This is a genomic window from Nocardia sp. NPDC059691 (assembly GCF_042733915.1).
In the GTDB taxonomy this organism is placed as follows: Bacteria; Actinomycetota; Actinomycetes; order Mycobacteriales; family Mycobacteriaceae; genus Nocardia; species Nocardia sichangensis.
In genome coordinates, this window is the sequence record NZ_JBHWFB010000001.1 from 453,858 (window position 1) to 473,351 (window position 19,494).

Sequence of the window (19,494 nt, forward strand, 5' to 3'; positions counted from 1 at the left end):
CCCACCCGAGCGTGCGGCGGGCGGTCGCTCGCGAACTATTCGCCAATATCGGAATTCTCCTAGAGAACCGCAGATATTTCTCGCGAGCGTGCCGCGCATAGCGATCAGGGCAATCTAAAGCTATCTAGTTTTCCGACTAGTGTTTCGTAGATTTTCCTGTGCGATTGAAGCCAGCTGCTCGATCGACCGGCAGCCTCGGTTGGACAACGTGTACGTAACGGCAGGTGTAGGGGGTTAACGGAGCGGAAATCCAGTGCGACATCTGGGCAAGAGGCGCCGAACATGCGCCGCGCCCACAGGAGGGTGCCATGTCCACGACCATCACCCGCCGCGCCGTCGATCACGACGGCCACCACGTCACAGTGTCTGCCGAAGACGGCGTTCCCCTCGCGGTCCGCGTCTTCGGCGGCGACGACGCCCTCGCGACCGTCGTCTTCGTGCACGGCCACTGCCTGCGCACCGAATCCTGGACCTACCTGCGCGAGCACCTCCTGCGACAGTGGGGAGACGACACCAGGATGGTGTTCTACGATCACCGCGGCCACGGCGAATCCGGGGTGGCGCATCCGTCGACCTACACCATCGAACAGCTCGGGCACGACCTGGACACCGTGTTGCGGACGGTCGCGCCGACCGGTCCGGTGATCCTGGTCGGCCACTCGATGGGCGCGATGGTCGTGCTCTCTTACGCCCGGCTCTACCCGCAGGCCATCGGCACGCGGATCGCAGGCGTCGGGTTGCTCGCGGCCGCTGCCGCCGGGATCACCGAGGTGGGGCTGGCGCGCTTGTTGAACCGGCGGGCAGTGAACTCGCTGCAAGCCGCCGTCACGCACGCCCCGAGGGTGATGCGGGCGTCCAGACACCTGACCCGCCGCCTGTTCACGCCGATCCTGCGCGAGGCCGAATTCGGCACCAGGAAGGTGAACCCCCGGATCGCTGCGCTGGCCACGGCCATGCTGAACGACACGCCGCTGCTGACCATGGCCGGATTCCTGCACTCGCTGATCACCTTCGACGAGACGGCGACTCTGCACCGGCTCGGCGCGATTCCCACGCTGGTGCTGGCGGGCTCGGCGGACCTCATCTTCCCGTTCGCGCACTCGGTGGCACTGGCCTCCCAGCTGGCCGGTTCCGAACTGGTCCGGCTCGAAGGCGCCGGGCACAGCGTGCTGCTCGAGCGGGCCGAAGAAGTCGCGCTGTCCATCGCCGGACTCGCCGAGCGCGCGTTCGCCGCGGCGCCGTCGGGTGCCGGATACGCCGCAGCGGGCTGAGCTCGGCAATCGAGCGGCAACCATCGGATTTCGACCGCACGCGAGCCAGGATCGAATTCTTTCGGTACTGTGTTGTAGATCACGTTGTGTGGTGGGTCACACGGCTCGGTACAGCGCGGCCCAAGGCAAACGGGCAACCGCGCGTCACGGCACCGAGTTCGCATGTCCGCCAGGGAATTCAGGAGGTATCGATGACTCGCAGCGAATTCGCGGAACTACGCTACGCGGTCGGCCAACTCCGGCAATCCATCGGCGTACTCCGCACCCAGTACGGCGACGCCAGCACGGTGCGGCGGTTGGAGAACGACCTCGAACGCCTCGCCATCGACGCCGACGAACTCGAGCAGTCACCGCCGCCGGAGGTGCGGCAGACCGCCCAAGACGTCATCTACGTGCCGGACAGCAAGTCCGACGAGGCCGCTTGGATGGGCGCACAGGACGAGGGGCTCGGCTTCCACTCCCGTCCGCGGACGAAGTAGTTCCGGGGTGGGCGGCGCGAGCCGCCCATCGCGGTACTCCCTGCCCGATGCCTGCCGTGGCGGCCGCACCCGTGCCACCGGGCCGCGCGCGGTCCCGGCGGCCTGGCGCACGGCGCCGCCGTGATCGCACAGCGCGCGATGGACGACGTCTGAGCCGTATCGGTCCTCCGCACGACACAGTTCGTGCAGCGACCCGCCATGGCGCGCAAGCCGCTCACCCCCGCCGGACACCGAGCGCGATGAAGATGTTCACCTTGCCCGGCGCGACGATCGAGTCGTTCTCCCGCGCACCGGCGCCGAGACCGCCACCCGTGTCGGCTCCCGCACCGAGCGTTCGGTCACCGCGGCGGGCACACCATCGAGGCCGACCTCCGGCGAGGCCGCGCGGCGCGTGCAGCTGCCTGCACAGGCGCTCCGGTCGCACCCTCCCGTTGCCGGGTGCATCCGAGCAGGTCAACACGTTGATTCCGGTCGGATATGGCCGAGGATCAATGTCTTCACACGGCGGTTGAAGAGACAATTCCGGCATCCCGTTTTTGCCTGCTCGAATCTTGTTTCGCGGAAGGTGACTTCGAAAAGTCCGGTTGGCCCGGAACCCGCGTAGACAAGCATGCGGCGTGCCTGATGTGGCGCAAATCATACGGTTGACGGCGGGGCATGTTTGTCGAGACCCCGTTCGATCAATAGCGCACGTGTCGTATGGTGCTCAGCATCACATTCGATTGCGGAGGTAACGATGACCACCCGCACACAAGATCAGCGAGGCATCCGCCTGTGAGTGCCGCACCGACCGCCGCCCCCGAAGCGGGCACCGGCGTATTCAGCAGAACAAGGGCCCGAATCTCGGATCGCACGTTGCGCACCGACCGATGGTGGATCCCCCCACTCGTCACGGTGCTCGGGCTAGCCGCGTTCGTCATCTACGCGACGATCAGATCGTATGTGCGCACGGCATATTGGGTCCCGGACTATCACTATCTGACCCCGTTCTATTCACCGTGCCTGAGCACTTCCTGCGTCGAGGGCTCCAGCCATTTCGGCACCCCTTTCGGCGATCTGCCCGCGATCCTGCCACTGGGCTTCGTGGTGCTGCCCTTCCTGCTCGGTTTCCGCCTGACCTGCTACTACTACCGCAAGGCCTACTACCGGGCGGTGTGGTTCTCCCCGCCCGCCTGCGCCGTGGCCGAGCCGCACGCCAAGTACACCGGTGAGACCAGGCTGCCGCTGATCGTCCAGAACGCGCATCGCTACTTCTTCTATGTGGCCCTGGTGGTTTCGGTGATCAACACCTACGACGCCATCGTCGCCTTCCACGGCAAGACCGGTGGCTTCGGTTTCGGCCTCGGCAATATCGTGCTGCTGGTCAACGTGATCCTGCTGTGGGCCTACACGCTGTCGTGCCACTCGTGCAGGCACATCGCGGGTGGACGGCTCAAGAACTTCTCCGCGCATCCGGTGCGCTACTGGTTCTGGACTCAGGTCTCCAAGCTGAACACCCGGCACATGGCGCTGGCCTGGACCACTCTCGGCACGCTCGTGCTGACCGACTTCTACGTCATGTTGGTTGCCAGCCAAACGATTTCGGACCTGCGGTTCATCGACTGACCGCCTCATCGAGGAGTTTCTCTGCATGGCAGAAGTGGAACGGCACAAGTACGACGTCGTCGTGATCGGAGCGGGCGGCGCCGGATTGCGGGCGGTCATCGAAGCCAGGGAGCACGGCCTGTCCGTCGCGGTGGTGTGCAAGTCGCTGTTCGGCAAAGCGCACACCGTGATGGCCGAAGGCGGCTGCGCGGCGTCGATGGGCAACGCGAACGAGAAGGACAATTGGCAGGTTCATTTCCGGGACACGATGCGCGGCGGCAAGTTCCTGAACAACTGGCGCATGGCCGAATTGCATGCTCAGGAAGCGCCCGATCGAGTGTGGGAACTGGAGACCTACGGGGCGCTGTTCGACCGGACGGCGGACGGCCGCATCAGTCAGCGCAATTTCGGCGGCCACACCTACCCGCGGCTCGCGCATGTCGGCGACCGGACCGGCCTCGAGATCATCCGCACCATGCAGCAGAAGATCGTGTCGCTGCAACAAGAGGATTTCGCCGAGACCGGTGACTACGAGAAGCGCATCAAAGTCTTCGCCGAATGCACCATCACCGAATTGCTCAAGGACGGTGACCGCATCTCCGGCGCGTTCGGTTACTGGCGCGAATCCGGCCGCTTCATCCTGTTCGAGACCCCCGCGGTGGTCCTGGCGACCGGCGGCATCGGCAAGTCGTACAAGGTGACCTCGAACTCCTGGGAGTACACCGGCGACGGGCACGCGCTGGCGCTGCGCGCGGGCGCGACGCTGATCAACATGGAGTTCCTGCAGTTCCACCCCACCGGCATGGTCTGGCCGCCCAGCGTGAAGGGCATCCTGGTCACCGAGGGCGTACGCGGCGACGGCGGGGTGCTGAAGAACACCGAGGGCAAGCGGTTCATGTTCGACTACATTCCGCCGGTCTTCAAGGGGCAGTACGCCGAGACCGAGGAAGAGGCCGACCAGTGGCTGCGCGACAACGACTCCGCTCGCCGCACACCGGACCTGCTGCCGCGTGACGAGGTCGCCCGCGCCATCAACGAGGAGGTCAAGGCCGGGCGCGGCACCGAGCACGGCGGCGTCTACCTCGACATCGCTTCCCGGATGCCCGCCGAGGAGATCGTGCGACGACTGCCTTCGATGCACCATCAGTTCAAAGAGCTGGCGGACGTCGACATCACGAAGGAACCGATGGAGGTCGGGCCCACCTGTCACTACGTGATGGGCGGAGTCGAGGTCGATCCGGACACCGGCGCGGCCACGGTGCCCGGTCTGTTCGCCGCGGGTGAGTGTTCCGGCGGAATGCACGGATCCAACCGCCTCGGCGGAAACTCGCTGTCCGACCTGCTGGTGTTCGGCCGCCGGGCCGGGCTCGGGGCCGCGGCCTATGTGGAACAGCTCGGCGAGCGGCCCGCAGTCGCGGACGACGATGTCACGAACGCCGCGAAGGCCGCCGTGGCGCCGTTCGATCCGCCCGCCGACGGCAAAGGGGAGAACCCCTACACCTTGCACACCGATTTGCAGCAGACGATGAACGACCTGGTCGGCATCATCCGCAAGGAACACGAGGTGCGCGAGGCGATCGACAGACTCGCCGAGTTGCGTGCCCGGTTCCGCCAGGTGACCGTCGAGGGCCACCGCCAGTTCAACCCCGGCTGGCATCTCGCGCTCGACCTGCAGAACATGCTGCTGGTCAGCGAATGCGTGGCGCACGCGGCGCTGCTGCGGACCGAGAGCCGCGGCGGGCACACCCGGGACGACCACCCGTCCATGGACCCCGACTGGCGGAACAAACTGCTGGTCTGCGCGGTGGATCCGGGCACGGCCGGCGACCCGATCCCCGGCGTCACCGTGACGCGCAAGGATCAGATCCCGATGCGATCGGACCTGCTCGCCCTCTTCGATCTCGGCGAGCTCGAGAAGTACTACACCCCGGATGAACTCGCCGGGCACCCGGCCGCGGCCGGGCAATCGACGGAGCGAGAGGCGTAACGATGGGTTACGACGCCAAATTCCGCGTATGGCGCGGCGATCTCGACGGCGGAGAACTGCAGGATTTCACCGTGCTGGTGAACGAGGGCGAGGTCGTACTCGACATCATCCACCGGCTACAGGCCACCCAGGCGCCCGATTTGGCCGTGCGCTGGAACTGCAAGGCGGGCAAGTGCGGTTCCTGTTCGGCCGAAGTGAACGGGCGGCCGCGCCTGTTGTGCATGACCCGGATGTCCACCTTCACCCAGGACGAAGTGATCACGGTGACGCCGATGCGCACCTTCCCCGTGATCAAGGACCTCGTGACGGACGTGTCGTTCAATTACGAAAAGGCGCGGGAGATACCGTCTTTCACGCCACCCGCCGATCTCAAACCGGGCGAGTACCGGATGAAGCAGGTCGACGTCGAACGTTCGCAGGAATTCCGCAAGTGCATCGAGTGCTTCCTGTGCCAGAACACCTGTCACGTGGTGCGTGACCACGAAGAGAACAAGAAAGCGTTCGCCGGGCCGCGCTATTTGATGCGGATCAGTGAATTGGAGATGCACCCGCTGGATGCGGGCGACCGCACCGAACTCGCCCAGGACGAGCAAGGGCTCGGTCTGTGCAACATCACCAAATGCTGTACCGAGGTCTGCCCCGAGCACATCAAGATCACCGACAACGCGTTGATCCCGATGAAGGAACGGGTGGCCGACCGCAAGTACGACCCGCTGGTCTGGCTGGGCAACAAGCTGTTCCGCCGATAGGACGCCGGACAACCGGCCGGGGCAATCCCCGGCCGGTCGGCGCACCCTTACAACATGGCCACGACGCCGAGGGCCACGACCCACACCAGCAGGCCGACGAACAGCGCCGACAGCAGCGAGCTGGTGAGGACGAAGACTCCGACCGCCGACACCGCGAACAACAGCGCGACGATCAGCCATTCCACCCAATCGTCCGGCCGCAATTTCCGGTACCGGGGATGGGAACTCTTGAGCCCTCGGTCCACAGATGATGGACTACCCGAATTCAGCCTCGGTAAACGTCTTTTCGTTGCCGAAAATGTGTCATTCCGTGATCTACGAAGGCGGCCGTGTCTTATCGCGGCCGGTCGAACTCTCCGTCCTGCACACCGGCAGTGAAGGCGGCCCACTCCGCGGGCGTGAAGATCAGCACCGGCCCCTCGGGATCGTTCCCGTTGCGCATCCCCACGTGTCCGTCGGCGAGCAGCGCCACTTCGACGCTGTCGTTGCCCGCCCCTTCCCCGGCCCTCCGCCACGTGGCGCCGGACAGGTCGATGTTCGTGTTGCCTTGAATGCTCACGAGACGGACTCCTTCGCTATCTGCCGTGGGAGACGTGTGTACGGACCGAGAACCCAGCACCACCGCTGGGCGCACGCACGCGCGCCCGATAGTACCGCCGCCGACCGGCGCTGTCGGGCGAACAACCGACGAAGAACGGCCCGGTACTCCGACCGGCCACGTGATTCGCCGCCTGCGCTCAGCGGCGGCGTGGTGCGGGCTCCGCCCACGCACGAATGGCCGCGACGACCACCCGGCCGGACGGGCGAAACCTGTTCCGCGGCGGCACTATCCAAGAACGAATCGCGCCGACCGACGCCGTCGGGGACGGCAACGCGATCGTCGACCCCGTGCGGCAGACCGAGACGTTGAGCCGGAACAACTCCGCGAACAGACGCGTATCGTTTTCCGGCAGGTCCGGCGCGATCAGGAAGGTCCAGCGATTCGATCGCGGGTGCGCCAGGATCGGGCCCAGCCGCACGCTCTTGCTCTGCATGTGCGCCTTGACCGCCTGACCCAGGCTGCTCGGCATGGTCAACGCCCACACCGACCCCGCGCGCATCACGATCCGGCCGAGCTCGGGCGGATCCACAACGGCGGGCAGATCGCATTCCCGCCGGTAGAACAGGCATCTGGATCGTGGCGTATCCCCGAGTGGCCTCTGCTCCACTGACAACCCCTGCAGTTGTGTGGTTCGACGATGAGTGCGCGCCATACGGAACCCCTCCGGCTACCGCTCGCGGACCGATGAGAATGCGGCGATGGCCGAGTGTGGCGCGACTACCTCTAGTTTTGCTTTTCTCCGGCCGGAACCGACTGATAAAGAATGGGCAAAACTGCGGAAAAGTGAACGCGCCGAGGGGCCGCTGTGAACTCAGTGCCAGGTGTGATCGGTCAGCGGGGTGCGGGGGCCGAACTTCGGCTTGTAGAAGTGGCCGCTGATTTCCAGCAGGCGGATCGCCCGATAACGGTGCGGGCGCAGCGGCTCAAGGTATTCGACCATCGCATCGTCATCCATGGGACGGCCGAGCAGAGTCCAGCCGACCGCGGCGGACAGGTGGTAATCGCCGACCGACAGCGCGTCCGCGTCGCCGAAAGCCCGCTGCGCGATCTCCGCGGCCGTCCACACCCCGATACCGGGGACACTGCACAACCTTCGTGCCGCCTCGACCGGATCGACCCGGGCCGCGCGCTCCAGCGATTCGGCGATCCGAGCCGCGCGCACGATGGTCTGCGCGCGTTGCGGTCCGACATTGGCCCGGTGGTACACCCAGGAGGGAATTCGCCGCCAAGTGTCCGCGTCCGGCGGCAGCCGCATTCCCTCCGGTGCGGGGCCGGGCGCCGGTTCGCCGTACTGCCGCACCAGTTTCCGCCACGACGCCCGCGCGGAGACGGTGTGCACCTTCTGCTCCAGCACCGACGGCACAAGGGCTTCGAAGACCAAGCCCGTGCGCAGCATGCGGAGCCCGGGAAAACGACGATGGGCGTCCACGAGTTTCGGATGATCCGGGAGGAACGCCGAGACGTCCTCGTCCAGACACAGCATGTGCTCGAGACCCGCGAGGAATTCCGCCGCGCCCGGCCCCCAGGCGCGGGCCTGCACAGTGCGCGGATCGGACTGGGCCAGGCGGTAGGTGACCGGCCCGGTCGGCAGACGGGAGGCGTGCCAGTACGCGCCGTCGCCGGTCACCCGATGACACGGATCGCCGGTGCCGCGACCGAGGGGAGCGAGCGTGCACGCCAGGTCGATCGGCCGATCCGTGGTCACGGTCCGGCTGGCTCCCGGCTCGACCGTCATGCTGCGCACCCGAGACATTCTGCCCGGTGCGGCGCGCGGCGCCGCGTCCCCCTCCACCGGGACACGCGGATTATTATCTGAGCCACACCTAAAGCCTTTCATGCCTATCGCACATGATTATGGTTTCGCAATCAGATGTAACGGCATGAGATTCACGGCGATATTGTTTTCGTTCGGCAAATATCTGGCAGTAGCAATGACGGAGGTTCTTCGATGATTACCAATCTGCTCAACTGGCTGCTCAACGCCTGGGGTGGAGTCTTCGCGGGCAGCTCGGGCTACCAGATTCCGCCGGGCACCCTGCCGTTCGGCAGCTGAACCGCGCGGCGCCCGCCCGGCCTGTCCGGCGGGCGCGCCCGAAAAGGTCACTCGCCCAGTAGGAATTGCGCGATATGCCGCGCCCGGCGTCCAGCGAGGGACGCGGCCTGAGTGCGGCAGGAAAAGCCATCGGCGAGGAGGATCGCGTCGTCTCCCGCGGCGCGCAGCGCGGGGAGCATGCCGTTCTCGGCCACCGCGACCGAAATGTCGTAATGGCCCGACTGCATTCCGAAATTTCCCGCCAGACCGCAGCACCCGGTGATTTCCGTCACCGTCACGCCCATACTGGCTAATAAATGGCGATCGGCATCGAATCCGAGAATCGCGTGCTGGTGACAATGCGGTTGAACCACCACCGATCGGCCGGTGCGCTGCGGCGGGCGCCAGCTGGGCTGATCGGCGAGGAATTCGGCCAAGGTGCGCACCGCGGCGGCGGTCGGGGCGGATCTGGGATCGTCCGGCAACAATTCCGTGAGGTCCGCGCGCAGAACCGCGGTGCAGGACGGTTCCAGTCCCACAACCACGCCACCCGCCTCCACATGCTCCTGCAACGCGGTCAACGTGGCCCGCAACCGCGCGCGGGCGCCGTCGAGCTGACCGGTGCTGATCCAGGTGAGTCCGCAGCAGACGCGTTGCTCGGGGATGCGAACGCGGTAGCCCAAGGTGGCAAGCAGCCGCGCCGCGGCCAAGGCGATCTCCGGGTCGAACGCGTCGGTGAAGGTATCGATCCACAGCATCACCTCGCCGGAGGCACCGCTTTCGGCCCGCACCTCGGGCGCGTAGGCGGACTCGGCCATGCGCGCGCCTTCGTCCAGATCGCGCCAGATGCGGCGGAACGTACGCGCGGCCAGGCGCGGCACCTCACGACGCGGGTCGATGCCTGCCGCCCGCAGCCCGGCTCGGCGCAGCGCGGTCCGGGCCGCCAGCGCGTTGACGACCCGCGGCAGCCGGCTCGCGGCGGACAGCCATCGAGGCAACCAGCCCAGCGAATAGTGATCGATCGGCCGGAGCCGGTGGCGGTAGCGGCGATACAGCGTCTCCGACTTGTAGGTGGCCATGTCCACGCCCGCCGGGCAGTCCGACCGGCACGCCCGGCAGGACAGGCACAGATCGAGCGACTCGGCGACGGCCTCCGACGACCAGGGCAGCGCGCCGCGCACCACCTCTTGCAGCACCCTCGCCCGCCCGCGTGTGCTGTCCTTCTCGTCCCGGGTGGCCTGGTAGGACGGGCACATGAAACCGCCGTCGGCCCGGCATTTACCGACGCCGACGCAGCGGTGCACCGCGACGCTGATATCGCCGTCGTCTTCTCCGAGCGGGTAACCGTTCGATGTGCCGACGTCACCGAGTCCGGCCAGCCGCAGGTCGGCATCGATCGGACGCGGCGCGACGAGCACGCCCGGATTCAAGATGTCGCCGGGGTCGAACAAGGCCTTGTACCCGGCGAAGACATCGAGCACCGCGGGGGAGTACATCGCCGAGAGCAACTCGGAGCGAGCCCGGCCGTCGCCGTGCTCGCCGGACAGCGAACCGCCGTGCCGGACGACCAGCTCCGCCGCGTCGAACAGGAAGGCGCGGAAGCGGTGCGGCGCGTCGGCGATCGGAAGATCGAGGCGGACGTGGATGCAGCCGTCGCCGATGTGCCCGTAGAGCAGCCCGTCGACACCGTGCTCGCGCGTCAGCGCGGCGAAATCGCGGAGGTAGGAGCCGAGCCGTTCCGGTGGGACGGCCGCGTCCTCCCAGCCCGGCCAGGCCGGCCGCCCGTCCGGCGTGCGACCGGCCAGCCCCGCGCCGTCGGCCCTGATCCGCCACAGCTGCGCGGCGGTACCGGGATCGGTGACGATCCTGCTGTCCATCGCGCCCGCCGTCCGGCACAGTCGCTGTGCGACGGCCAGCGCGTCGGCCTGCGTCGCGCCCGCGGTCTCCACGAACAGCCAACCGCCACCGCGCGGCAGGTCGGGCACCGTTCCCCGATGCGCCCGGACCACGTCGACCAGCCGCGCGTCGATGCCCTCCACCGCGATCGGCGCGCAGGCCAGCACGGCGGCGACATCGTCGGCCGCGGTGGCGATGTCCGGGTAGCCGAGCACCGTGAGCACGGTGGCCGCGGGCAGCTCGACCAGCTCGACGGTCGCGTCCAGCAACAGACCGCAGGTGCCCTCGCTGCCGACGAACGCCTTCGCCGCCGACGCGCCGCGCTCGGGCAGCAGATGTTCCAAACCGTATCCGGACGCCTGGCGGTCGAAGCGCCCGAGATCGGTGCGCAACACCGCGAGATTTGCCCGGCTGAATTCCGCGAGACCCGGCACCGCGGACAGGTCGGCGGCCAGTGTGCGTTCGGTGCGGGTGCCGTCCAGGATGCGCAGTTCGCGCACCGTGTCGGAGGTGCGGCCCCACGCGACGGCGCGCGGTCCGCACGCGTTGTTGCCGATCATGCCGCCGAGCGTGCAGCGATTCTGTGTCGAAGGGTCCGGTCCGAAGCGCAGGCCGTGCGGACGGGCCGCGCGCTGCAACTCCGACAGCACCACGCCCGGCTGCACGGTAGCCACGCGCGCGGCCGCATCGATCGCCACGATCCGGTTCATATGCCTGCTGAAATCGAGCACCAGCCCGGGACCGATCGCGTTGCCCGCCACCGACGTCCCCGCGCCGCGCGCGGTCACCGGCAGCCCCTCGGCTCCGGCGAACTCCAAGGTGACCGCGACGTCCTCGTCGGTCCGCGGAAAGACGACCGCCGCCGGGAGAACCCGATAGTTCGACGCGTCCGAGGAGTACTCCGCCCGCCGCCGCTCGGAGGCGTCGACCTCACCCGCGATCCTGCCGCGCAGCGCCGCCATACGGTTCACGGTGTTTATTTTCCAGCGCCTGCGGCGCTGGGTGTTCGCGGCCCCTTTGTGGCTCGCGTCCGATCGACCGCCGCTGGCGACTTCGTCGCGGACGCGGCGGCCGCTCGGACGCGAGCCGGGCCGCGAACGCGGATGCTCGGTCTCGCTTCGCTCGAAAGACGTGGCTGCGGTGCGCTGAGCGCGTTTGTATGTAAGCCCCGGATCCAGCGCGCGCGGGGTCGGGGCGGCCATTGGCAGGTTGTCGGCAGGCGTGGCTCGCCGGGGACGGGGTAGTCCTCTGGACCGACCGCTCGCAATAACGGCGATGTGGTCGCCACGAGATCACTTGTGGGCCCGACAAGAATCCTTCTCGAGTTCGACTTCAGCAGCTCGAAGTCCGTGCGGTCGTAGTCGCTGTTTCGCCGTATCGAGATCCGGACGGCGCACTCGAGGAACCGGTGCCTCCGTGTTCCGGCTGGGCCTATCCGCCCGTGCGGAACTGCTGCGTTTGTGTGCCCGATGCGTCAGTTGCGCGAACCTCAGCCCAGCCAGGGGTCGGTCAGAGGCTCGGGCGGCGGTCGGTTTCGCCGTGGGCGGAAACACCGCCTGCCCGGAATCGACTTGAACTCAACCATTGTTGAGGTCTTAGTGTCGGTGGCCAGGTCTTGGATGGGGCGGGGAGCGAGAGGGAGAACAACGTGAGCATCGAATCCGTGGCGTGGAGCCAGATGTACCGGCGGGCGAACGCGCCACAGGAACAGCGCCCGTTCCGCCGCGCCATCGCAGGGCGCATCGTCCGGTTCGCCGCGCCGCACCGGCGGCGGATCGGCGCGTTCCTGCTGTTCAGCGTGATATCGGCGGTACTCGCCGTGGCCACGCCGGTGCTGGCCGGCCGGGTCGTCGACCACATAGTCGGCGGCGCTGCGCCGCGGGTGGTGGTCGTCCTCGCGGTGGTGATCGGCGTGCTCGCGGTGTTCGACGCCGGACTCGGGGTGGCGACCCGGTGGATGTCGGCGCGAATCGGGGAAGGGCTCATCCTCGACCTGCGCACCGCCGTGTTCGACCACGTGCAGAAGATGCCCGTCGCCTTCTTCACCCGAACCAGGACCGGCGCGCTGGTCAGCCGGTTGAACAACGACGTCATCGGCGCCCAGCGCGCGTTCAGCGACACCCTGTCCGGCGTGGTGGCCAATCTGGTGACCCTCGCGTTGACCCTCGGGGTGATGATCAGCATCTCGTGGCAGATCACGTTGCTGGCGCTGGTGTTGCTTCCGGTATTCGTGCTGCCTGCGCGCCGGATGGGCAACCGCCTAGCCGATTTGCAGCGGGAAGCGGCCCGGCTGAACGCGGCGATGAGCACCCAGATGACCGAGCGGTTCTCCGCGCCGGGCGCGACGCTGGTCAAGCTGTTCGGCCGTCCGGAACAGGAGTCCGACGAGTTCGCGCTGCGGGCCCGCCGGGTGCGGAACATCGGCGTGCGCACCGCGATGTTGCAAACGGTCTTCGTCACCTCGCTCACGCTGGTGTCCGCGCTGGCGATCGCCTTGGTGTACGGGCTCGGCGGCTGGTACGCGCTGCGCGGGCAATTGGACGCGGGCGCGGTGGTGTCGCTGTCGCTGCTGCTGACCAGGCTCTACACGCCGCTCACCGCGCTGGCCAGCGCGCGGATGGAGATCATGGCCGCGCTGGTGAGCTTCGAGCGCGTCTTCGAAGTACTCGACCTGAAGCCGCTGATCGAGGACGCGCCGGATGCGAAAACGGTGCCCGCGGGCCCGATCGCGGTGGAGCTGGACGCGGTGCGCTTCGGCTACCCGTCGGCCGACAAGGTGTCGCTGGCCTCGCTGGAGGACGTGGCGAATCTGGACACCCGCGGCGGGGTGGAGGTCCTGCACGACGTGTCGCTGCGCGCCGAGCCCGGTCAGCTGATCGCGCTGGTCGGCTCGTCGGGCGCGGGCAAGTCGACCATCGCGCAGCTGGTCTCCCGCCTCTACGACGTAGACGCGGGCGCGGTCCGGTTGAACGGCGTGGACGTGCGCGAGCTGACCACCGGATCGATCCGCGACACGGTCGGGCTCGTCACCCAGGACGGACACCTGTTCCACGACACCATTCGCGCCAATCTGCTGCTCGCGCGGCCGGAAGCCACCGAGGACGAACTCTGGGACGCACTCCAGCGCGCCCGGCTGCGCGACTTGGTCGCGTCGCTACCGGACGGGCTGGAGACCGTGGTCGGCGAGCGCGGCTACCGGCTCTCCGGCGGTGAGCGCCAGCGCCTGACCATCGCGCGCCTGCTGCTCAAGCAGCCGCGCGTGGTGATCCTGGACGAGGCGACCGCTTCGCTGGACTCGACCTCGGAAGCCGCCGTGCAGGAGGCGCTGTCCGAAGCGCTGGAGGGCCGGACCGCGCTGGTGATCGCACACCGGCTGTCCACCATCCGCGCCGCCGACCAGATCCTGGTTCTGGAAGACGGCCGGATCGTGGAACGCGGCACGCACCCCGAGCTGCTGAACGCCGATGGCCGCTACGCGGAGCTGTACCGCACGCAGTTCGCCGAGGAACCCGTCACGGCCGCGGCGTGATCCGTCGTCCGGTCAGCTCGCCGTCTGGTCCGCGGTACAGGTCGTGTCGGCGTCCGGCAGGGTTCCCGCGCCGAAATAGGTGTTGATCGCGTTGTTCACGCAACTGCTCAGCTCCGGCCGGAACGTCATGTGGATACGGACGTCTTGCAAGGTGACCATCCGCGACTGCGACAGATACTGGTGCAGCCGGACGCCGTGCGCATAGGGCGTGCGCGGATCTCCCGTCGCCTGCACGATGAGCGCGGGCGCCGCGTTCCGCACTACGGTCGCGGGTTCGACCGGTCGAGGCCAGAAGGCGCACGGCTGGATGTTGCCCGCCAGCGCGCCGAACACCGGTTGCGTGGCCCGGCTCTCCTCGATGTTGCGCCAGTACCAGAGGGGATCGATGGGCGCGCTGACATCGCCGCAGGCGACCTCCGCCAGGACGGAGTTCTCGTTGTCCCGCAGCGCCGCCACGATGGCGCGCAACCGCGGCGTCTGCGAGGTCGTGGGCGGACCGCCCGCGGCGTCGGCGAGTTCGCGCACCGTCGCGGCCAGCGGTTCGTTCAGCCGGAAGTTCCACAGCAAGGCGTGCAGGATGAACGGCAACCAATGGTCGTCGATCGCGAATCCGTCGATGACGATCGGCTGGCGGTGGACGATGCGGACCAGCTCCTCGATCTTCGCGCGCACTTGCTGCGGTGTCGCGCCGAGCCGGAACTCTTCGTCGTGGGCGGCGGCCCACACCGCCCAATCGTCCAGCGCGATCTCGTCGGCGGGTCCCCAATCCTGTACCAAGCCCGTCCAATACCGATCCGGGTCGATCGCGCTGTCGAGCACGACCCGATCGCTGCGCTCGGGGAACATCTGGGTGAACACCGCCCCGAGATACGTGCCGTAGGACAAGCCGTAGAAATTGATCTTCTCCTCGCCCAGGGCCGCCCGGACGACGTCCATGTCCCGCGCCGTATTGCGAGTGGTGAACTGCCGCACCAACTCCGGATCACGAACGACGCAGCTCGCGGCCATGCCTGCGGACTGAACGGTGTCGTGCGCGAAACCCAGCGGATCCAGGCCCGCCGACCGGACCATCTCGCCGACCGGCCACCCGCACCGCGGACTCGAGGTCGATTCGCCGACTCCGCGCGGGTCCATCCCGATCAGGTCGTAACTCGCCAGCACGTCGGTCGACAGCACGTCACCGAGCAGATCCACACTGTCCAGGCCCGGGCCGCCGGGACCGCCCGGATTCGACACCAGGATGCCCCGCCGCCGCGCCGGATCGCTCGCCTTCACCCGGGATATCGCCAAGGTGATCGTGCGACCGTCGGGACGCCCGTAGTCGAGCGGCACGAGGACATTCGCGCACTCGCCACCGGCTTTGTCCAAGTTCTCGACGCCGCACGGCTTCCACTCGAGCGTCTGGCGGTAGAAGCGGTCCGCGCCGCTCGGGTGCGAGTCGGCCACCGGCTCGGCCCGGCCGTACGCGGGCGCGGCCAGCAGTGCGGACACCGCCACTATCGACATCGAACGCCAGAACGGATTCGTGGACAACGAAATTCGCCTCTCGACCGGAGCGAGTACGTAGGTGGATGCGGAAGAACCGTATCGGATCGGTGCTCGCGACGGTGGCAACGGCTTCCCCCGCGCGGCGAGCTCCGATCGAGGCCGTCCGCGGAAGGGGAGCACGCTCGGGCGAACCGGCGAAGCCCGGCTCGAACGAATCGAGCCGGGCTTCGCTGATCGGTCTCATGCCCTGCGGTCTCGGTAGGTCCGGAACGCATCCGGCGTGGATGTCGTCCGAGCGCTACCGAGTACTTGCGGTCAGAATTCGCCCTTGACGCCGAGAACGGTGCGCCCCCGGTGGCTGCCGTTGCGGATGGAGTGCAGCACCCGCTCCACATCGGTGATCGGAGCGTAGTTCTCCAGGGTCGAAAGATGCTGCGGTCGTAGTTCTTTGCCGAGCTGGGCCCACACCTCCCTGCGGCGCTCGATCGGAAGGTTGACCGAATCGATGCCTTCCAGGGTGACGCCGCGCAGAATGAACGGCATCACCGTGGTGGGCAGTTCCGCTCCGCCGGTGAGCCCGCTGGCCGCGACCGCGCCGCCGTAGCCGATGGCGCTCAGCACGTAGGCCAGCGACGCGCCGCCGACGCTGTCCACGGCCGCGGCCCACCGCGCTTTGGTCAATGGCCGCGGCTTGGCGTTCGGGTCCTCCGGCAGCCTGCCGATCACCTCGTTCGCACCGATCTCGCTGAGCAGATCGTTCGCGTCGGTCTTGCCGGTGGAAGCGATGACTTCGAAGCCGAGCCCGGAGAGAATGTCGATGCTCACGCTGCCGACCCCGCCGGTCGCGCCGGTGACCAGCACCGGGCCCGCGTCCGGCATGAGGCCGCGATCGAGCAGGGCCTGCACGCTCAGGGCCGCGGTGAACCCGGCGGTGCCGAGCGCGGCCGCGTCGCGCAGGCTCAGGCCCTCCAGCTTGACCACCCATTCGGCGGGCACCCTGGCGTATTCGGCAAAGCCGCCGTTGTGCGCGACACCGATGTCGTATCCGTGCGCGATCACCTGGTCACCCGGGGCGAAATCGTCGTCGGCGGACTCGACCACCTCGCCGACGATGTCGATCCCGGGGACGATCGGGTAGTTGCGCACCACACCGCCGCCCTTGGTGATCGCCAGCCCGTCCTTGTAGTTCGCGCTCGAGTAGTGCACTTTGATCGTCACGTCACCCGGCCCGAGGAAATCCTCGCCGGCCTGCTGCCGGGTCAGGACGATCCCGCTATCCGATTCGTGTGCCACCATCGCCCAGAACTCCATGCGGACGAGCATACGAGCGTCCGGACGGGTCCGGGAGTTACCGCGGCAGGAGTTCCAGCCGCACGCCGAGCAGGCGAACCGGGCGGTCGAGGTCGAACCGTTCGATGATGCGCAGCGCCGTCTCGGCGATTCGCGCGACGTCGATGGTCGGTTCGGGCAGTTTTTCCTGTTTGCTGCGTGTGTAGAAGGTGTTCGTGCGCACCGTCACCGAAACGCGGGTGCCGATCCGGCCCGCCGCGGCCATCTCCTCGGCGACCTCGGTGGCCAGCCGCGCGACCTGGGCGCGGATTTCGCCGGGATCGGTCAGATCGTGCGGGAAGGTCTCGGATTTGCTGCGGCCGATCGGGATTCGCGGTTCGGTGGTGACGTCCGTATCGCCCTTGCCGTGGCCGAGCACCCAGAGATACGGACCGGTGTTCGGCCCGAATTCGGCGGCGAGTCGATGCCGGTCCGCCGTCATCAGCTCGCCTACGGTCCCGATACCGAGCTCGGCGAGCCGGGCGGCGATGCGGTTGCCGATGCCCCAGAGCGCGTTGGTCGGGCGATGGGCCATCACCTCGGTCCAGTTCGCGGCGGTGAGCCGGAAGACGCCCGCGGCGGCGCCCGCATCGGCGGCGGGCTCGGCCGACGACTTGCCCGCCGACTTGGCGAAGCCGGTCGCGAGCTTGGCGGTGAGCTTGTTGTCCCCGATGCCGATCGAGCAGGTCAGTTCTAGTCCGGCGATCGCGTCGCGCACCTGCTGCGCGAGGGCTTCCGGGTCGTCGGTGTCGGCGGCGAGGAATGCCTCGTCCCAACCCCACACCTCGACCCGCCCCGGAAACGTCCGCAGCAGGGCCATGACCTCGTCGGAGGCGTCCTCGTAGGCGGCCATGTCCAAAGGAAGGAACACTCCGTCGGGGCACTTGCGCTGAGCGCTGCGCAGCGGCATTCCGGCCCGCACACCGAACCCGCGCGCCGGATAGGACGCGCAGGTCACCACCTTGCGCGGTTCGGCGGGATCGCCGTGGCCGCCGACGATGACCGGCAGGCCCCGCAGTTCTGGATGACGGCGGAACTCCACCGCCGCCTGGAACTGATCGAGATCGACATGCAACAGCCATCTGGCCACATGCCGTTCTTACCGCAGGGGTGCGACACCCGGCCGCAATTCCGGCGCGAGCGCCCGCCGACCGGCATCGCCGCACCCGCCGCCGGTCGTGCCATCGTCCGCAGCACCGCGATGAGTCCCACTGCCTGATCCCACTCACACGGAGGCCCTGACATTGCGCGGCCCGCAGAACAGAACTAAATTCTGGATATGAAGATTCGAGATCGGTTGCTACTGGCAGCCGAGCGCCAGTTCGCCGAGCACGGGGCGCTCGACGCGACGCTGACCCAGATCCGGGGCGCGGCGGGCGCCAGCGTCGGTGCGCTCTACCACCACTTCCCGGACAAGGCCGACCTGTACCGGCAGGTGTGGGCCAACGCGCTGGCGGACTATCAGAAGCATTTCTGGGCGGTGGTCGGCGACAGCGCCGACGCGCGGGAAGGCATCACCGCCGGTGTGCGCGAACACTTGCGGTGGGTGAGCGAAAATCAATATCGCGCAACGGTACTCACCTCCGCGCGGCCGCCGGGAGTGCGCGAGAGCGAGAGCAATCGCCGCTTCATGTCCGACGTGACGCGGTGGTGGCGCACCCACGCGGGGTATGGGGTGGTGCGCGATGTGCCCATCGATCTGGTCTACGCGCTGTGGCTGGGTCCGGCGCAGGAATACACCCGGCAGTGGCTGGGCGGTGACATGCGCGTCGCCCCTGCCGAAGTCGCGGGCGAGCTGGCCGACGCCGCCTGGCTGGCGCTCGCCGCCGATCGCACCGCGGCCGCAGGGCAGCTGTCCGAGTGACCGCCACCAACACCCTCGACCTGGACAGCGCCAAGAAGGTACTCGCCGCCCAGCCCTTCGCCACGCTGATCGGCACCGAGATCACCGCCTTCGGCGACGGCGCCGCGACCCTGATCATCCCGCTGCGCCACGAACTGACCCAGCAATTCGGCTACGTGCACGGCGGCGTGCTCGCCTATGCCGCCGACAACGCCCTCACCTTCGCCGCGGGAACGGTTCTCGGCGCGAACGTACTCACGGGAGGTGTCACCATCACCTACCTGCGGCCCGCCGCCGGCGACCGGTTGCGCATCGAGGCATCCGTCACCGGGGCGACGCGCCGCCAGGCGGTTGCCCACTGCGCGATCTACGCGGAAAGCTCCGGGCGCGAAGCGGTCCTGTGCGCGGTGGGCCAAGGCACCACCCGGCTCGCGGAAACGGATCTGGCCGGCACGAACACCAGTCCCTGACCTCACGACGTCCGTTCGCACGTCGCCCGCGCTATCGGGTGACGGCGGCACTGGCCGGGGTGTCGGCGCGCGGGCGTACTCAGGAACGAGATCCGCCGACCGCCTGTGCCGCAGCTCGGCAAGTGCGTTGCGACACAGCACATTCGGCGAGGGTCAGCCGCCGACCCGGTGTGGCGAGGTCCGTCGATGGTGGCCACACCGGGCACGGCGAGCGATGAGCCGCTCCGGTGCTTCAC

General features: G+C 68.0%; 16 protein-coding genes. 8 read left to right on the top strand and 8 right to left on the bottom strand.

What is annotated here, in order from left to right; all coding sequences use genetic code 11:
• Nucleotides 1-308: 308 nt before the first annotated feature.
• The 5 genes from ACFV2O_RS02155 (at nucleotide 309) to ACFV2O_RS02175 (ending at nucleotide 6,070) form a co-directional block, all read left to right on the top strand.
• Nucleotides 309-1,271: an alpha/beta fold hydrolase gene (locus ACFV2O_RS02155; RefSeq protein ID WP_379249542.1), complete on the top strand. Its 963-nt coding sequence runs from the start codon at nucleotides 309-311 to the stop codon at nucleotides 1,269-1,271.
• A gap of 191 nt (nucleotides 1,272-1,462) precedes the next feature.
• The gene (locus ACFV2O_RS02160) at nucleotides 1,463-1,750 is read left to right on the top strand and encodes a hypothetical protein (protein WP_379249544.1); all 288 of its coding nucleotides are present in this window, start codon (nucleotides 1,463-1,465) and stop codon (nucleotides 1,748-1,750) included.
• A gap of 774 nt (nucleotides 1,751-2,524) precedes the next feature.
• Complete coding sequence (locus ACFV2O_RS02165; RefSeq protein WP_355071083.1) at nucleotides 2,525-3,355, top strand: hypothetical protein; 831 nt, start codon at nucleotides 2,525-2,527, stop codon at nucleotides 3,353-3,355.
• A 25-nt stretch (nucleotides 3,356-3,380) separates the two neighbouring features.
• The gene (locus ACFV2O_RS02170; RefSeq protein ID WP_379249546.1) at nucleotides 3,381-5,321 is read left to right on the top strand and encodes a fumarate reductase/succinate dehydrogenase flavoprotein subunit; all 1,941 of its coding nucleotides are present in this window, start codon (nucleotides 3,381-3,383) and stop codon (nucleotides 5,319-5,321) included.
• A 2-nt stretch (nucleotides 5,322-5,323) separates the two neighbouring features.
• Entirely contained in the window at nucleotides 5,324-6,070 is a 747-nt protein-coding gene (locus ACFV2O_RS02175; RefSeq protein ID WP_355071079.1) for a succinate dehydrogenase/fumarate reductase iron-sulfur subunit, read from the top strand.
• Between the two features lie 47 nt (nucleotides 6,071-6,117).
• Here the strand turns inward: ACFV2O_RS02175 and ACFV2O_RS02180 are convergent, their stop codons facing one another.
• The 5 genes from ACFV2O_RS02180 to ACFV2O_RS02200 form a co-directional block, all read right to left on the bottom strand.
• Complete coding sequence (locus ACFV2O_RS02180) at nucleotides 6,118-6,315, bottom strand: hypothetical protein (protein WP_379249548.1); 198 nt, start codon at nucleotides 6,313-6,315, stop codon at nucleotides 6,118-6,120.
• 89 nt (nucleotides 6,316-6,404) lie between these two features.
• Nucleotides 6,405-6,629: a DUF397 domain-containing protein gene (locus tag ACFV2O_RS02185; RefSeq protein ID WP_355071076.1), complete on the bottom strand. Its 225-nt coding sequence runs from the start codon at nucleotides 6,627-6,629 to the stop codon at nucleotides 6,405-6,407.
• Between the two features lie 178 nt (nucleotides 6,630-6,807).
• Nucleotides 6,808-7,278 (bottom strand): DNA-directed RNA polymerase subunit beta, encoded by a 471-nt coding sequence (locus ACFV2O_RS02190; protein ID WP_364424856.1) that lies wholly within the window; start codon nucleotides 7,276-7,278, stop codon nucleotides 6,808-6,810.
• A gap of 204 nt (nucleotides 7,279-7,482) precedes the next feature.
• The gene (locus ACFV2O_RS02195; RefSeq protein ID WP_379250108.1) at nucleotides 7,483-8,406 is read right to left on the bottom strand and encodes a DNA-3-methyladenine glycosylase family protein; all 924 of its coding nucleotides are present in this window, start codon (nucleotides 8,404-8,406) and stop codon (nucleotides 7,483-7,485) included.
• A 365-nt stretch (nucleotides 8,407-8,771) separates the two neighbouring features.
• Complete coding sequence (locus ACFV2O_RS02200) at nucleotides 8,772-11,561, bottom strand: FAD-binding and (Fe-S)-binding domain-containing protein (RefSeq protein ID WP_379250110.1); 2,790 nt, start codon at nucleotides 11,559-11,561, stop codon at nucleotides 8,772-8,774.
• A gap of 686 nt (nucleotides 11,562-12,247) precedes the next feature.
• Here ACFV2O_RS02200 and ACFV2O_RS02205 point away from each other — a divergent pair.
• Nucleotides 12,248-14,128 carry an ABC transporter ATP-binding protein gene (locus ACFV2O_RS02205; protein WP_379249550.1) on the top strand — a complete coding sequence of 627 codons (1,881 nt, stop codon included), beginning with the start codon at nucleotides 12,248-12,250 and terminating at the stop codon, nucleotides 14,126-14,128.
• A gap of 12 nt (nucleotides 14,129-14,140) precedes the next feature.
• Here ACFV2O_RS02205 and ACFV2O_RS02210 read toward each other — a convergent pair whose 3' ends face one another.
• From ACFV2O_RS02210 to ACFV2O_RS02220, 3 genes are all read right to left on the bottom strand, one after another.
• Nucleotides 14,141-15,661: an alpha/beta hydrolase gene (locus ACFV2O_RS02210; RefSeq protein WP_379249552.1), complete on the bottom strand. Its 1,521-nt coding sequence runs from the start codon at nucleotides 15,659-15,661 to the stop codon at nucleotides 14,141-14,143.
• A gap of 270 nt (nucleotides 15,662-15,931) precedes the next feature.
• Nucleotides 15,932-16,927, bottom strand: coding sequence for an oxidoreductase (locus tag ACFV2O_RS02215; RefSeq protein WP_355078875.1), 996 nt, complete (start codon nucleotides 16,925-16,927; stop codon nucleotides 15,932-15,934).
• A gap of 37 nt (nucleotides 16,928-16,964) precedes the next feature.
• Complete coding sequence (locus tag ACFV2O_RS02220) at nucleotides 16,965-18,035, bottom strand: DNA polymerase IV (RefSeq protein ID WP_379249555.1); 1,071 nt, start codon at nucleotides 18,033-18,035, stop codon at nucleotides 16,965-16,967.
• 189 nt (nucleotides 18,036-18,224) lie between these two features.
• On the opposite strand from ACFV2O_RS02220, the gene ACFV2O_RS02225 reads away from it, so the two are divergent.
• Together ACFV2O_RS02225 and ACFV2O_RS02230 are read left to right on the top strand one after the other, a co-directional pair.
• Nucleotides 18,225-18,809 (top strand): TetR/AcrR family transcriptional regulator, encoded by a 585-nt coding sequence (locus ACFV2O_RS02225; RefSeq protein WP_379249557.1) that lies wholly within the window; start codon nucleotides 18,225-18,227, stop codon nucleotides 18,807-18,809.
• A complete protein-coding gene (locus ACFV2O_RS02230; RefSeq protein ID WP_379249559.1) occupies nucleotides 18,806-19,258 on the top strand; it encodes a PaaI family thioesterase in 453 nt (150 codons plus the stop codon). Before ACFV2O_RS02225 ends, ACFV2O_RS02230 begins: the two co-directional genes overlap by 4 nt.
• The last annotated feature ends 236 nt before the right edge of the window (nucleotides 19,259-19,494 follow it).

Coding starts and splice junctions, on each gene's coding strand:
- ACFV2O_RS02160 (WP_379249544.1), top strand. CDS start 1,463: ATGACTCGCAGCGAATTCGCGGAACTACGCTACGCGGTCGGCCAACTC.
- ACFV2O_RS02225 (WP_379249557.1), top strand. CDS start 18,225: ATGAAGATTCGAGATCGGTTGCTACTGGCAGCCGAGCGCCAGTTCGCC.
- ACFV2O_RS02175 (WP_355071079.1), top strand. CDS start 5,324: ATGGGTTACGACGCCAAATTCCGCGTATGGCGCGGCGATCTCGACGGC.
- ACFV2O_RS02195 (WP_379250108.1), bottom strand. CDS start 8,406: ATGACGGTCGAGCCGGGAGCCAGCCGGACCGTGACCACGGATCGGCCG.
- ACFV2O_RS02200 (WP_379250110.1), bottom strand. CDS start 11,561: ATGGCGGCGCTGCGCGGCAGGATCGCGGGTGAGGTCGACGCCTCCGAG.
- ACFV2O_RS02215 (WP_355078875.1), bottom strand. CDS start 16,927: ATGGAGTTCTGGGCGATGGTGGCACACGAATCGGATAGCGGGATCGTC.
- ACFV2O_RS02170 (WP_379249546.1), top strand. CDS start 3,381: ATGGCAGAAGTGGAACGGCACAAGTACGACGTCGTCGTGATCGGAGCG.
- ACFV2O_RS02155 (WP_379249542.1), top strand. CDS start 309: ATGTCCACGACCATCACCCGCCGCGCCGTCGATCACGACGGCCACCAC.